This is a genomic window from Vibrio coralliilyticus (assembly GCF_024449095.1).
GTDB lineage: Bacteria > Pseudomonadota > Gammaproteobacteria > Enterobacterales > Vibrionaceae > Vibrio > Vibrio coralliilyticus_A.
The window spans coordinates 3,154,791-3,169,379 of record NZ_CP024627.1 but is presented as its reverse complement, the minus strand read 5'-3'; the positions used below and the strand labels follow the sequence as shown (position 1 = coordinate 3,169,379).

Annotated in this window: 11 protein-coding genes; 2 read left to right on the top strand and 9 right to left on the bottom strand. The window is 47.3% G+C overall.

The genetic code is table 11. The features are described from left to right. Positions 1-27: 27 nt before the first annotated feature. The 3 genes from CTT30_RS14985 to CTT30_RS14975 form a co-directional block, all read right to left on the bottom strand. Complete coding sequence (locus tag CTT30_RS14985; protein ID WP_252035524.1) at positions 28-1,383, bottom strand: hypothetical protein; 1,356 nt, start codon at positions 1,381-1,383, stop codon at positions 28-30. Between the two features lie 430 nt (positions 1,384-1,813). After that, positions 1,814-3,169 carry a glutathione-disulfide reductase gene (gene gorA, locus CTT30_RS14980; RefSeq protein WP_252035523.1) on the bottom strand — a complete coding sequence of 452 codons (1,356 nt, stop codon included), beginning with the start codon at positions 3,167-3,169 and terminating at the stop codon, positions 1,814-1,816. A gap of 173 nt (positions 3,170-3,342) precedes the next feature. After that, positions 3,343-4,182, bottom strand: a complete 840-nt coding sequence (locus CTT30_RS14975) for a 23S rRNA (adenine(2030)-N(6))-methyltransferase RlmJ (protein WP_252035522.1) — start codon at positions 4,180-4,182, stop codon at positions 3,343-3,345. 160 nt (positions 4,183-4,342) lie between these two features. On the opposite strand from CTT30_RS14975, the gene prlC reads away from it, so the two are divergent. Continuing rightward, on the top strand, positions 4,343-6,385 hold the full coding sequence (prlC, locus tag CTT30_RS14970) for an oligopeptidase A (RefSeq protein ID WP_239876833.1): 2,043 nt from the start codon (positions 4,343-4,345) through the stop codon (positions 6,383-6,385). A 58-nt stretch (positions 6,386-6,443) separates the two neighbouring features. On the opposite strand, the gene CTT30_RS14965 is transcribed toward prlC, so the two are convergent. The 4 genes from CTT30_RS14965 to bufA1 all read right to left on the bottom strand — a co-directional run bounded on the left by CTT30_RS14965 (position 6,444) and on the right by bufA1 (position 8,867). Next, the gene (locus tag CTT30_RS14965) at positions 6,444-6,899 is read right to left on the bottom strand and encodes a DoxX family protein (protein ID WP_239869720.1); all 456 of its coding nucleotides are present in this window, start codon (positions 6,897-6,899) and stop codon (positions 6,444-6,446) included. Positions 6,900-6,916: 17 nt separating this feature from the next. Next, positions 6,917-7,678 carry an HvfC/BufC N-terminal domain-containing protein gene (locus CTT30_RS14960; protein WP_252035521.1) on the bottom strand — a complete coding sequence of 254 codons (762 nt, stop codon included), beginning with the start codon at positions 7,676-7,678 and terminating at the stop codon, positions 6,917-6,919. Continuing rightward, positions 7,675-8,535, bottom strand: a complete 861-nt coding sequence (bufB, locus tag CTT30_RS14955) for an MNIO family bufferin maturase (protein ID WP_252035520.1) — start codon at positions 8,533-8,535, stop codon at positions 7,675-7,677. Before bufB ends, CTT30_RS14960 begins: the two co-directional genes overlap by 4 nt. 71 nt (positions 8,536-8,606) lie before the next feature. Continuing rightward, on the bottom strand, positions 8,607-8,867 hold the full coding sequence (bufA1, locus tag CTT30_RS14950) for a BufA1 family periplasmic bufferin-type metallophore (protein WP_006957632.1): 261 nt from the start codon (positions 8,865-8,867) through the stop codon (positions 8,607-8,609). 308 nt (positions 8,868-9,175) lie between these two features. On the opposite strand from bufA1, the gene uvrD reads away from it, so the two are divergent. Next, positions 9,176-11,350 carry a DNA helicase II gene (gene uvrD / locus CTT30_RS14945; RefSeq protein ID WP_252036655.1) on the top strand — a complete coding sequence of 725 codons (2,175 nt, stop codon included), beginning with the start codon at positions 9,176-9,178 and terminating at the stop codon, positions 11,348-11,350. Between the two features lie 719 nt (positions 11,351-12,069). Here the strand turns inward: uvrD and ggt are convergent. Beyond that, entirely contained in the window at positions 12,070-13,818 is a 1,749-nt protein-coding gene (ggt, locus tag CTT30_RS14940; RefSeq protein WP_252035519.1) for a gamma-glutamyltransferase, read from the bottom strand. Between the two features lie 95 nt (positions 13,819-13,913). After that, positions 13,914-14,582: a LysE family translocator gene (locus tag CTT30_RS14935; protein WP_252035518.1), complete on the bottom strand. Its 669-nt coding sequence runs from the start codon at positions 14,580-14,582 to the stop codon at positions 13,914-13,916. Positions 14,583-14,589: the final 7 nt, after the last annotated feature.

Sequence of the window (14,589 nt, the reverse complement as noted above, 5' to 3'; positions counted from 1 at the left end):
TCCTTAGTGTTTGACTATTGCCCGTCATTACTTAGCTTTTTTGGCTTGCTTCAACTCTTGATCCCAGAAGTAGATATTCATAAAGGCATGGCTGATATTAAGGTTCGTTCCGGGTAGGGGATCCAAATTGACGGCTGGGGGAAAACGTTGTGATGTATTGTGACAGCGAAAGCAGTTGTTCATTGTGCTCTGGCTTTGAGTAAAGGTTTCAATAGTTGAGTTTGATAAACGTAACCCTCCAATAAGCAACTGGTTACCTGATGAGTCGACATCAGTCTGTAGATCCATATCAGGGACGAGGGCGTTCTCTTGGCGGAACCAAATTGCAGAAACCTCGAAGTAGTTTGACCAAACATCATTCTTATTCAGTTTACCGAGAACACTTTCATTCAGTTGATTGACGACTTTGATATTCGTTGGAACTGCAAACGACATTTGGGTTGCGAGATTGCCATCTTCGAATTGTCGACACACTTGCGTTACTGGCGATAGCTCTTGTGTTGCTTCATCGAGGGTGAGTGCACCGCCTTGGTTTAAATTACATTGCGAAAATGGAGTCTTCGCTTGATAAAACGTCCAATCCTTGTCAGATATAATGGTGCTTGGTGAATATTTAGAGGGAACGTTAGGAGCATTATTTTTATGTTCGAACGTTGCCCAGATCATTTCAGGGTGGTTTTTAACGACGCCTGCAATATGAAAACCGACTAGTGCCAATTTAACGTTAAGTGATTTGGAATCATCAACGACAATTTTGCCTCCTGAGTTTTTTAGCGCATAGACTGATGAGTCCATAGTATAAAAACCCGAAACATCTTCATTCGGCTGAACTATTTTCCAAGAAGCTTTAAATTCAGCCACATTGATTGGGAAAGTAGTTTCAGGATGCTCTTTTGCAAGCTTTTGAACCGTTTTATAGTTGGTTAAGTCGCTATCTTTCATGAAGTTAACGAATTCGGGGTTGATGTATTGAGAGTAGTAAACGGCACGACCATCTTGGTCCACTAATATTCCTTCCGTACCTGCTTGTAGGTATTCATCCATACTGTGAGCGGTCATGGTTTTCGTCATGCGAGGCATTAAATGTTCGCGATCAGAAATTCCAAGTAGATCATAGGGAGTGTCGAAGCCAAGAAACCTGGGTTTACCGTTTTCTTCTTGCGTTAGCCATAAAAACATTTGCCAAGACCAGCGATGAAAGTCGCAGCTAGTGTCATCTGAAAATTCATTACCATCAGGGAACGGGGTTTGTTCGTGTGGAAACCAATTGGTTTCGGCGACACATTGCTTATCGGAAGCGGGAGGCTCTGAGTCGGCGTATGCGACGGGAGCAGTAAGGGTACATAGTAGGCCTAGCCATGCGCAGTGTATTTTGTTGAGCATTTTTTATCTCCGTGTGAATGTTTATATTCAACTGATTTATTATTCATGGTTGAGTATAGGCCGGAGCTTATGGTTGGCCGGTTAAGGGAGGATTATTTGGCTTGGAATGGTCAAAATATATTCAAGTATTAGATTTAAAGCACAATAAATGCCCACTTAAACTTCAGCAGTATCAATAGCTCCTTAACGACTGCCTATTGTTTTAAGTGTTTGCTTTTAAATGATGTTTTTGTTTTTAATGAGGGAATTTGAAACGAATGACGCGAACTTTTTGACTAATGTTAGATAAGAGGCTAAGAGGATTAAAACTCGTGTGTGATGGTTTGGAACGGTATGAGTATTGAAGTAGTGAAAATCAAGCAGCACAGCAAGACCTGATTGCTGTGCTGCTTCCAGTATTATTTACCTGTGTAGGATGTTTTTCCTAGGGCTATCTCATAGTAACAAACTCTTCTGAGCCTGTTGGGTGGATAGCCACCACAGAGTCGAAGTCGGCTTTGGTTGCGCCCATCTTCATTGCTACACCGAAGCCTTGGATCATTTCATCTACCGTGAAGCCGATGCCGTGTAGGCCGACGACGGTTTCTTCTTCACCGGCACAGACGAGCTTCATCTTACATGGTTGACGATGCTTAGTAACCGCTGTGTACATTGCGGTAAAGCCAGACGTGTAGACTTTAACGTTGTCTTTACCGTACTTCTCTTCGGCTTCTTGGGTTGTTAGGCCGATAGTGCCGATTGGCGGGTGGCTGAATACCACCGTTGGCACTAGGTTGTAGTCCATCTTGGCTTCTGGTTTGTTGTTAAACAGACGCTCAGATAGCTGACGACCCGCTTTAACGGCCACTGGCGTTAGCTCAATACCGCCTTCCATGATGTCACCGACACAGTAGATACCAGGCACGTTGGTCTGCTGGTATTCATCGACTTTGATGTAACCACGGTCATTGGTTTCAACACCTGTTGAGGCTAGGTTGATAGCATCGGTTGCCGGATGACGACCAATCGCCCAGATCAGCGTATCGACGTTTTGAGTATTGCCGTTCTCTAGGTGAAGCGTTAGGCTGCCATCGGCTTCCTTAACCACTTCTTTTGGTACTGAGTGAGTGTGCAGTGTTGGGCCTTCCGCTTCCATCACTTCAACCAGCGTCTCAATGATCATCGGATCAAAGCTACGCAGTGGTGATTCTTTACGGCAGAACAGGTGAGTCTCTGTGCCAAGAGCGCTTAGTACGCCAGCAATTTCAACGGCGATGTAACCCGCGCCAATAACTGCTACGCGTTTTGGTTGCTCGCTCAGCTCGAAGAAACCGTTTGAGTCGATGCCGTGCTCTGCACCTGGGATGTTAGGAATCGTCGGGCGACCACCTACAGCGATTAGGATGTGATCAGCGGTGTAGTGCTCGCCGTTCACTTCTACCGTTTTCTCATCAACAAACTTAGCGAAACCTTTAATAACATTAACTTTGTTGTTGCCAAGTACGCGATCGTAAGATTGGTGAATGCGACCGATGTAAGCTTGACGACTTTCAACCAGTTTGCTCCAGTCGAAGCCTTTCACATCAACATCAAAGCCGTAGTCTTCAGCGTATAGGTTCATCGCTTCGGCCACCTGCGCACCATGCCACATGACTTTCTTCGGAACACAACCAACGTTGACACACGTACCGCCTAGATCCTGAGCTTCAATCAACGCAACTTTAGCACCATACATCGCTGCTCGGTTTGCTGAAGCAATACCACCACTACCGCCACCGATACAGATATAGTCAAAATGAGTCGCCATTACTTTCTCCAATTATTTGCGGGATGAAGCTGCTGTGCGATATGAGCTGCCCAGCGACAAACTCCCTGCGAGTTTTAATTCATTGTCTTTGATATGGAGGATAGATCGGTTGAACTCAATCTATCCTGTTTAATTTTTCTTCTGCCCACGCTGTATCTGAGCGCGAGTGTCCGTTATTCCGGTACGATCCAGTCTACTTTGAAATGACCGGTTGCAGGCGCGATGGCTTCTTTGAGGAAAGGCAGAATGGCGTTCATCTGGCTCTCCAGCTTCCATGGTGGATTAATCACAATCATGCCTGATGCGGTCATCCCGTGCTCATTACTGTCTGCCGCGACACCCAGCTCAATTTGTAAGATCTTACGGATGCCAAGGGCTTCAAGACCTTCAATCATGTCTTCAATGTCGCAGCGATTAACGACCGGATACCAGATAGCATAGATGCCCGTGGCCCAGCGTTTATAGCTCTGATAAATCGCTTGGACGACATCACGGTATTCCTTCGCCAGTTCGTAAGGCGGGTCAATCAGTACCAGCCCACGACGCTCCTGTGGCGGTAAACTTGCCTTGAGGCGCTTGAAGCCATCTTCCTTATAAATACTGACCTGACGGTCGCGATGAAATTCCTGCTCCAAAAGTGGGTAATCGCTTGGGTGAAGCTCCGTCAAGACCATGCGGTCCTGTGGGCGCAGGTGCGCGCGAGCCACTCGCGGTGAACCAGGGTAGTAACGCAGTTTGTCACCGTTATTCAGTGCCTTGATAGATTCAAGGTAGCTTTGGATATCTTGTGGAATCTCAGTTTGTTGCCAGACACGTGCGATACCATGCTTGTACTCACCTGTCTTTTCTGACCATTCGTGGGTTAAGTCATAGCGACCCACTCCTGAGTGGGTATCATGGTAAACAAATGGTTTATCTTTTTGCTTGAGCGCATTAAGGATAAGGCTTTGAACAATATGCTTAACCACGTCAGCATGATTGCCTGCGTGGAAACTGTGGCGATAACTTAACAAATTGACACTCTCTAACGGGTGACCGCACTGGGTAATTTAATGGCTGATAGTATACGCCACTATTGAAAATTGCTGAACCTACCTATATTTACTATTTAAGACGAACTAGCAATAACCTAGACGAACTCGTCAGTTCGCTTTGCCAATAAAAGGAATCTTTATGTCTAATCCTCTTCTTAGCTTTACCGATTTGCCCCCATTTTCTGAAATCAAACCTGAACATGTGAAACCAGCCGTTGAACAGGCGATAGCAGATTGCCGTGCAAAAATCGAACAGGTATTAGAAGGAAACAGCGACCCAAGTTGGGAAAATGTCGTTGCGCCAATTGAAGAAGTGGATGATCGTCTCAGCCGCATTTGGTCACCCGTGAGTCATATGAATTCGGTGATGAATAGCGATGAGCTGCGTGAAGCGTACGAAAGCTGCTTACCGCTACTGTCTGAATACGGCACTTGGGTTGGTCAGCACAAAGGTTTATTTGAAGCTTACAAAGCGATTAAAGCGAGCGAAGCGTTTGCAGGTCTGACGCAGGCACAGCAGAAAACCATCACAGATTCCTTGCGTGATTTTGAGCTATCAGGCATTGGTTTGCCAGCGGATGAACAGCACCGCTATGGTGAGATCAGCAAGCGTATGTCCGAGCTGGGTTCTAAGTTCTCCAACAATGTATTGGACGCGACTATGGGTTGGACCAAACATGTTGAAGATGAAAAACAGTTGGCAGGTATGCCGGAGTCTGCGTTGGCAGCTGCCAAAGCAGCAGCGGAGTCTAAAGAGCTGGAAGGTTACCTGCTGACGCTGGATATTCCGTCTTACCTTCCGGTGATGACTTACTGTGACAATCAGGAATTACGTAAAGAGCTGTATGAAGCTTACGTCACCCGCGCCTCAGATCGTGGCCCTAACGCAGGAGAGTGGGATAATAGTGAAATCATTAACGAGCAGCTAAAGCTGCGTTATGAAATTGCCCGTATGCTGGGCTTCAATACTTACAGTGAGAAGTCTCTGGCGACCAAGATGGCCGAAACGCCATCGCAAGTCTTGGGTTTCCTCAACGACCTTGCCAGCAAAGCCAAGCCGCAAGGCGAGCGTGAAGTTGAAGAGCTACGTCAGTTTGCCAAGAGTGAGTTTGGTGTTGAAGAGCTCAACTTATGGGACATTGCTTACTACAGTGAAAAGCAGAAGCAGCACCTGTTCCAGATTTCTGACGAAGAGCTACGCCCTTACTTCCCAGAACAAAGAGCTGTCAGTGGCTTGTTTGAAGTCCTCAACCGCGTATTCGGTATGAGTGTCAAAGAGCGAGAGGGCGTTGATGTTTGGCATGAGTCAGTACGATTCTTTGATATTTTCGATGCCAATGATCAGCTTCGAGGCAGCTTCTACCTTGACCTGTATGCGCGTGAGCACAAGCGTGGCGGTGCATGGATGGACGAATGCCGTGTGCGTCGAATCAATGCGAAAGGTGAGCTGCAGTCTCCTGTCGCGTATCTGACTTGTAACTTTAATAAACCGATTGGTGATAAGCCTGCGTTGTTTACTCACGATGAAGTGGTGACTTTATTCCATGAGTTTGGCCACGGTATTCACCACATGCTGACTCAGGTCGATACTGGGGCAGTTTCAGGTATTAATGGCGTGCCATGGGATGCGGTCGAACTGCCAAGTCAGTTCCTAGAGAACTGGTGTTGGGAGGAAGAGGCACTGGCGTTTATCTCCGGTCACTTTGAAACGGGGGAGCCATTACCAAAATCGATGTTGGATAAGATGTTGGCAGCGAAGAATTTCCAGTCGGCGATGTTTATTCTTCGTCAGCTAGAATTCGGTTTATTTGATTTCACGCTGCACACCGAATTTGACCCTGAAATGGGGCCTCGCGTGCTAGAAACCTTGGCTGAGGTCAAATCTAAGGTCGCAGTCTTGCCAAGCCTAGAGTGGAATCGATTCTCACACAGCTTTAGCCATATTTTTGCCGGTGGCTACAGTGCAGGCTATTACAGCTACCTATGGGCAGAAGTGCTTTCTTCGGACGCGTTCTCCCGCTTTGAAGAAGAGGGTATTTTTAACACAGAAACCGGTAAGAGCTTCCTAAACAACATTCTTGAAATGGGTGGTAGTGAAGAGCCAATGGAGCTATTCAAGCGGTTCCGTGGCCGTGAGCCGCAAATCGATGCCTTGCTGCGTCATTCAGGGATTCGTGCTTAAGCACTAAGGTTTGAGACTAAAATCGCCCTCCAACTAGGAGGGCATTTTCGTATGGGGTTTAGCCTTGTAACTTACTCTTAATTAGCTTATCAAGAGAAACCAAGCCCGGTCCCCAGACTACAACGTTGAGAATCATCAGGCCCCACAACTGATGGTCGTAAAAGCCTTTCTCCCACAGCAGTGGGTAGGATACGACGGCAATGATATTGAACACGAACAAGATGGCCGCCATTGGGCGGGTCAACAGGCCGAAGGCGATAAAGACAGGCAAGATCAGCTCAGCGGCGGTACCCATGTAAGCCGCTAATTGCCAAGGTAAAATCGGCACCTGATATTCGTACTCAAATAGGTACAGAGTACTGTCCCAAGAGGCAATTTTGGTCAGGCCAGAATTGAAAAAGACCCAAGCAACCCAGAGTCGACAAAACAGCAGTAGCAGAGGCACAAAGACGCATTGGGCTTTATCGACTAAGGCGTCGTAGCTCTCGATCATATTTTTTATTGCGTTAGACATAGTAACAATCCTTATTCTTATTGGGCGAGAGAAAACCCAGAAATTAACTGGTTCTCCAGCAGCACTCCCAGATAAGGCAGGTGTGTTTCCGGGATTTCCCCTAGCGTGCAACCTGAGCTGAGATACTGAAGCAGTTCAAAAGGCAGCTGTTCGAGTGACATAGTCCAACATTGACCGTCGGGTTGACTGATGATCACGCCGTATTCAGCCTGATTGAGCGTCAGCTGTTCGAAATCATTATTCTCAATGGCCAGACGCAATGAGTACACCGCGTAGGGCGAATGAAAAGGCAAAGTGCCGGGCGAAAGATGAAAATGGATGTAAGGCTGCTGTTGCTCTGCGACTTCCGCCAGGCGAGCAATTGGCAAAATATCCTCTGGTGCTTTGACACCACCTTGAAGTTGTTGAGAGACATCGATTTGCCATTCAAAACGCGCCACATCCGCTGCATAAGGCGCAGCCTCAACCACGGCAGGGAAAGCTTCTATGGTGGTTGCGAAATGTTCACCATAGTAAGTCACGTCGCCAGAGCGAAGAGGGTGGTTGAGCACATGCTGACGAGCTAATTGTTCAAAGCACTCTTCACCCACCAGCGCCAGCACCATAGGGTAAGTGGCCTGAAGTACTTCGCTTAAGCTGATGATAAAATTGTTGCGGTAAATCTGGATTCGTTCGTCGGCACTGAAGGTATCAGAGCAGATATCACAGGTATCACCCGTTGCCTGATAGTGCAGAGCACTGGCAAAGTTTTTTTGCAGTTCTGCTAGGGATTGAGTCATGACGCCTTTCTCCCCTGCAGAGCGTCAAACTGAATCAGCCTCTCACTGGCTTTATGACATTCTGCCAGTAATACGTCAGGCTGGGGAATATCCAGATCCCATTCAATCAGCGTATGGCGTGGACCGTGAGTTGTCAGCCATTGTTCGTATAGCGTCCATACTTCATCAGAAACAGGCTGACTGTGGGTATCAATCCAGATTTCACCTTTTTCCAGCTGCTTAATCGTAAAGCCTGCCAAATGAATTTCATCGACTTTATCGGCGGGAATCGCGTTGATGTAGGTCTGGCTATCAAAACCGTGATTAAAGGCGGAAACGTGAATATTGTTGAGATCAAGCAGTAGTCGGCAGTCGGTGCGCTTTTGTACTTCAGCCAGAAATTCCCACTCGGCAATCGTAGAGTGAGCAAATTTCACATAGCTCGAAGGGTTTTCTATCAGCATTGGGCGCTGAATATAATCCTGAACTTCGATGACATTGCGACAAAACACTTCCAAGGCTTCTTCTGTATAAGGCAGTGGCAGAAGATCATTGAAATAGTGGCCGCCATTTTCACTCCAGCTGAGATGATCGGAGACCAAAAATGGGTCGACTTCATCAATGAGCGATTTGAGCTGTTTAAGGTGATTGGGATTGACTCTTTCAACGCTGCCCAGCGATAAACCAATACCGTGACAACTGATCTGGTAGTCATCCATCAGTTTGCGCAGGCTTTGTCTGGCTGGTGAATAGGGCTGAAAGTAGTTTTCACTGTGGATCTCCAGCCAAGATACGGCAGGCTTATTGTCAGTGAAATAATTGATATGAGGAGAGCGCAGTCCTACACCCACCTGGTCGTGGTAGTTGTCCTTATTCACGAACTCTTCCTATGCGAGTAAAACAAAAATAAAGGCGACCGGGTTGAGCCTAGGTCGCCTTATCCAATCGATTAAGAAGACTGAGTGCTACCGCCAGCTAGCTTGCCACATAGCCCTTTAGGAACGACTACAAAAGCATCTTTCTGGTTATCTTCTTTTGCAGTACCTGCACAAGAACTGGTTTTGGTTGCACAATCATTTTTACCTGCTTTCGAAACGCCGTAGCATTTCTCTTTTTCTGCAGCAACAGCCGGTGCAGCAGTGAGCATTGTGCCACCTAGAGCGAGTAGACCAGTAACAGCAGCAGTAACAGCAAGATTAGACTTTTTCATAGTAATTTCCTCAGACTTTTCCTTTCTTAGTGAATACCCAAGTAATCTCCGTCAAAGCGGTTCTTTAGAGGTCACTTGGGTATTTTTCACAAGCTAATTCATCAACTTGCTTAATTAAAAGGATAGAAAAAGCGCAAATAAACTTTCAGAAAAATAATAAAAAAACACTCTCTTATTACTTTTGTATATTTAAGATTATGTTTTTTAAAGAAAATGCAACATAAAAAATTTGTGTTTTTTCTTCTGAAATAGGCAGGGTGTTTAGGTTATAATCGATTTTCATGTATAGATAACCAGTAGCTGAATTCATAATGGATCCTTCATTACTTCTTGACGGCCTTAACGATAAGCAGCGTGAAGCTGTTGCCGCTCCACTTGAAAATTTACTTGTCCTAGCGGGCGCGGGGAGTGGTAAAACCCGGGTGCTGGTGCACCGTATCGCTTGGCTGATGTCGGTGGAGCAGGCGTCTCCTTTTTCCATTATGTCGGTGACGTTTACCAATAAAGCCGCAGCGGAAATGCGAGGCCGTATTGAAGAGCTGATGATGGGCAGCGCTTCTGGGATGTGGAACGGTACCTTCCATGGTATCTGTCATCGCATTCTGCGTGCGCATTACCTTGATGCCAAGTTACCGGAAGATTTTCAGATCATCGATAGCGATGATCAGCAAAGGCTGTTGCGCCGTCTCATCAAAGCGCAAAATCTGGATGAGAAGCAGTGGCCAGCGCGCCAGGTGAGCTGGTGGATCAACGGCAAGAAAGACGAAGGCCTGCGTCCAAATCATATTGATGCTTACCATGATCCTGTGACCAAAACCTATCTGCAGCTCTATACGGCTTATCAGGAAGCGTGTGACCGTGCGGGTTTGGTCGATTTCGCTGAAATTCTTCTCCGTGCTCATGAGTTGTTGCGTGATAACAAGTTTATCCGCGATCACTATCAGGCACGCTTTAAACATATCTTGGTAGATGAGTTTCAGGATACCAATAACATTCAGTACGCTTGGCTGCGAATGATGGCTGGTCCAGAGTCACACGTGATGATTGTCGGAGACGATGACCAGTCTATATATGGTTGGCGTGGCGCTAAGATTGAAAACATTGAGAAGTTCACCCGCGAGTTCCCAAGTGTAAATACCATTCGTCTGGAGCAAAACTACCGCTCGACCAAAACTATTCTGGAAGCTTCCAACACTCTGATTGCCAATAACACAGAGCGTATGGGTAAAGAGCTATGGACTGATGGTGTCGAAGGTGAGCCCATCTCTGTTTACTCTGCTTACAATGAGTTGGATGAAGCCCGCTTCGCAGTCAACAAAGTTAAAGAATGGCAGGAAAAAGGTGGTGCACTGAATGATGCTGCCATGCTTTATCGTAACAACGCCCAGTCTCGTGTACTGGAAGAAGCGTTAATTCAGGCCGGCTTGCCATATCGTATTTACGGTGGCATGCGATTCTTCGAGCGTCAGGAGATCAAAGATGCGCTGAGCTATCTACGCTTGATGGCGAACCGCAATGATGACGCGGCGTTTGAGCGTGTGGTTAATACGCCAACACGTGGTCTCGGGGATAAAACCCTAGAGACGATTCGCTTCGCGGCTCGTGATCGTGGCTGCACTATGTGGGAAGCCAGTGTTGCTTTGTTGGATGAAAAAGTCTTGGCGGGTCGAGCGGCGGGTGCTTTGGGCCGTTTTGTTGAGCTGGTTAATGCATTGGAAGATGATACCTGTGAAATGTCACTGCATGAACAGACCGACCACGTGATCAAGTACTCTGGTTTGTTTGCCATGTACGAGCAGGAAAAAGGTGAGAAGTCCAAAGCACGCATTGAGAACTTGGAAGAGCTGGTAACGGCAACGCGTCAGTTTGAAAAGCCGGAAGAAGCGGAAGAGATGACCTTGCTTACGGCATTCCTGACCCATGCTGCACTAGAGGCGGGTGAAGGTCAGGCCGATGAATTCGACGATGCGGTGCAACTGATGACCTTGCACAGCGCAAAAGGCCTGGAGTTCCCATTGGTGTTTATGGTCGGCGTCGAAGAGGGCATGTTCCCAAGCCAGATGTCCGCTGAAGAAGCCGGGCGTTTAGAAGAGGAACGTCGACTTTGCTACGTGGGGATGACACGAGCGATGGAGAAACTCTACATCACTTACGCTGAGATACGTCGCTTGTACGGTCAGGACAAATACCATAAACCATCGCGCTTTATTCGCGAATTACCAGAAGGCTGCTTAGATGAAGTGCGTATGAAAGCACAAGTCAGTCGCCCGGCAAGTTCGGGGCGCTTTAGCCAGACTGTGGTCAAAGAGAGCTTCAATGAAACGGGCTTCAGCCTAGGTGCAAGAGTGATGCATCCTAAGTTTGGTGAAGGGACGATCATCAATTTTGAAGGTAGCGGTCCACAGAGCCGAGTTCAAGTCGCTTTTAATGGTGAAGGCATTAAGTGGCTGGTGACGGCTTATGCCAAACTGGAAAAGATGTAGATTAGAGAGATGTTTCAGAGGATGGCTCTTTGACTCGACTACATCGAGCCTGATCCTGTGCATAGGAAGCCAATGTACAGGGGCAAAACCTGAAGAAAAATAGATAAAGAAAACCCCGAGGGCTTGCGCCCATCGGGGTTATAGTCTTACTCGCAGCAATCCGGCTACTAGAAGTGCTCCATGCATCAAATCCTTGATAGTATGCTGACGTCCTTCAGCTTAGTCCATTCATCGCCATCCTAGCGGTGTCCTTGACCCTATCCTGGTCTGCTAACAATCCTCGTTAGCTCACTTCGCTTGTTCCTTGAGCGGTGTCCTTTTCATCATCCTGATGATAAGTCCTTTCCTCGTCCAGAGGTGTCCATTTCCCATCCTTAGTAGTAACCATCCTAGTTACTATTGAGTCCGTTCAATGTCCTATTTGCTATCCTTGCCGATTGTTCATCCTGAACAACCGAATCTTCTTCCTGAAGATTACCAAATCCGTGGTAATTCCTGTTCCGTGTCAGCATCCTTCCGACAGGTTTAATATTACGTTTTTGACGGTATTCAGCAATAGCACAGAATTTGACTTATTGAATAAAAGTTTGGTTAAAATTAGAACGTTTTCTTTTATTACAATGACATACGCTTCGTAAGTTGTAATCTTCTCACTAAAAAAGCTATTTTTGCTCACCAGCCTGTAAGAGATCTCGCACAAGCTGGTGAGCAGATCGACGCTATTGGCCGATAGCGGCACCTTCGCGTCTTGGGTCTGCAGCGCCTTCTAATTCATTATTTTTGAATAGAATTGCGTGTAGGCCAGAATTCAAGTCACGAATATTCACTTCGAAACCCATTTTCTCTAACTCTGATTTGAATTTTTCTGCCTCTGTTCCTTGCTCAATATCTAATGTACCGAAGCGATTTAGCAAGTGTGGCTGGTTGATGGCTTGTTGAATATCCATATCCCATTGCGTGTGAGCAATGATCGCTTGGGCAACATAACCTATGATACGGCTGCCACCCGGAGAACCGATCGCCATATAAGGTTTATCGTCTTGCATGATGATGGTCGGTGCCATTGAGGAGCGAGGGCGTTTGCCCGGCTCTAAGCGGTTGGCGATAGGGTAACCATCTTTGTGTGTACGGAAAGAGAAGTCGGTCAGCTCGTTATTGAGCAGGAACCCATTGGTCATCAAGCGTGAACCAAACGCGTTCTCAATCGTGGTTGTGATCGACACCACGTTGCCCTCTTTATCAACCACATTGAAGTGGCTGGTAGATGGCAGTTCGATGGATTCATCACGGCTTTGGCGCTGAGCGTAGTCCCAAGGTGGTGTGCCTGCTGGTGCTGACTCCAGTGCTTTCCCTGGCGTGATCAGTTTCGCGCGCTGTTTAAGGTAGTCTGAATTGATCAAACCTTGAGTTGGCATAGGGACAAAATCTTCATCGGCCATGTACATGCCGCGATCCGCAAAGGCTAAGCGTGAAGCATCGGCGATAACTTGCCAAGATTTTGCGTTATCAGGACCCCAGTTTTTGAGGTCAAACTGCTCTGTCATCGCCAGAATCTGACCCACGGTAAGGGCGCCAGAACTTGGTGGACCCATTCCACAGATGTCGTAGCTTTGATAAGCGGAACAGACAGGTTGACGCTGTTTGATTTGGTAAGCATCGAAATCGGCTTGCGCTAGTACGCCCGGGTTGCCAGCGGCTGACTGAACGGTGTTGATAATATCGCTAGCAATCTTGCCTTGATAAAACGCATCCGCACCACCTTTGGCGATGGCTTCGAGTGTCGCCGCGTATTCAGGGTTCTTAAGTAATGTGCCTTGCTGTTTGGCAGAGCCATCACTATTAAAGAAGTAGGCTTTTGTGGCAGGGAAACGCGACAGGCGCTCTGCATCTTTTTCAATTAAGGTTGCTAGACGAGGGCTGATAGTAAAACCGTTCTTAGCGACTTCGGCCACAGGTTCAATCAGCTTTTTCCATTCAAGCTTGCCGTATTTCTGATGAGTATCCCACATCAGTTTTACGGTACCTGGCGTACCGACAGAACGGCCACCTACGACGGCATCGTAAAACTGCATCGGTTCGCCCTTCTCATCTTGGAATAGGCGAGGGGTTGCGGCTAGAGGTGCGGTTTCACGGCCATCATAAGTCGTTAACTGCTGCTTTTTGGCATCCCAGTAAACCAAGAAAGCACCGCCACCAATCCCTGAGGATTGCGGTTCAACCAGACCCAGCATGAGCTGAGTGGTGACCATAGCATCGATAGCGTTACCGCCTTGCTTGAGGATATCAGCGCCCGCTTGTGTCGCGAGCGGGTTGGCGGCGGTGACCATCCAGTCTTTGGCCTTAACCAGTTGCTTTTGTTCTAAGCCACTACTGTGTTCTGGGGCAACTGAATCGGCAGCCTGATTCGCGGCAGCACCAACGGACGTTAATAATAGGCATGTCGTTAGAAAAGTACGTTTCCACTGCATCTTGTTCTCCTTGTTATTTATGCAGCGACAAGAGTGACAGTGGAGTAACTTTGAGTCTAAGGATTTGTTATGAAAATGTAATCTCGAATCAAATTTTAGACACTTGAGAGCAGGGCAGACAGGGATTGCCACAAAATGCTCAGGCCGATAAGGGTGAATAGGACGCCACAAAGGCTATCGATATATACGGCCAGAGAATGAATTTTTCGCTGCATACGTTGAGTTGATAAGGCCCAAGCAAGAAATGAGAACCACAGTAAAGACAGCCCCCAAAGAATAACCAATGCCATTCCTTTACCGGTTAGTGACATGCTGGCTGGCACTAAGCTCGACATCAGGCTGACAAAGAACACCAACGCCTTTGGGTTGAGGATGTTGGTGGCAAAGCCGCGCGAGAAAGCCTGACGCTTGTTACTCAGTAATAAGCTGGTTTGAGCGGATGGTTCGTCGTTTTGCTTGTTGTTACGTAGTATTGACCAACTGGCCTTGAGTGCGCCATAGCCTAGGTAGAATAAGTAACTGCCGCCAGCGAGTTGCAGCACCGCAAATAAAGTCGGCTGCTGGTGAACAAGGTAGCTGACGCCCGTTAGGCTCAGTACTGAGTGAAGCAGAATGCCAAACGATAAGCCAAGTGCAATGTATAAACCGGTCTGGCGACCGTAACGTGTTGCGTTTTGTACCACTAGCGCGAAATCCGGCCCCGGGCTCATTAAAGCGATAAAGTGTACAGTGGCTAACGTGGCAAGAATGGTCAGTTCGTTCATGGTAATA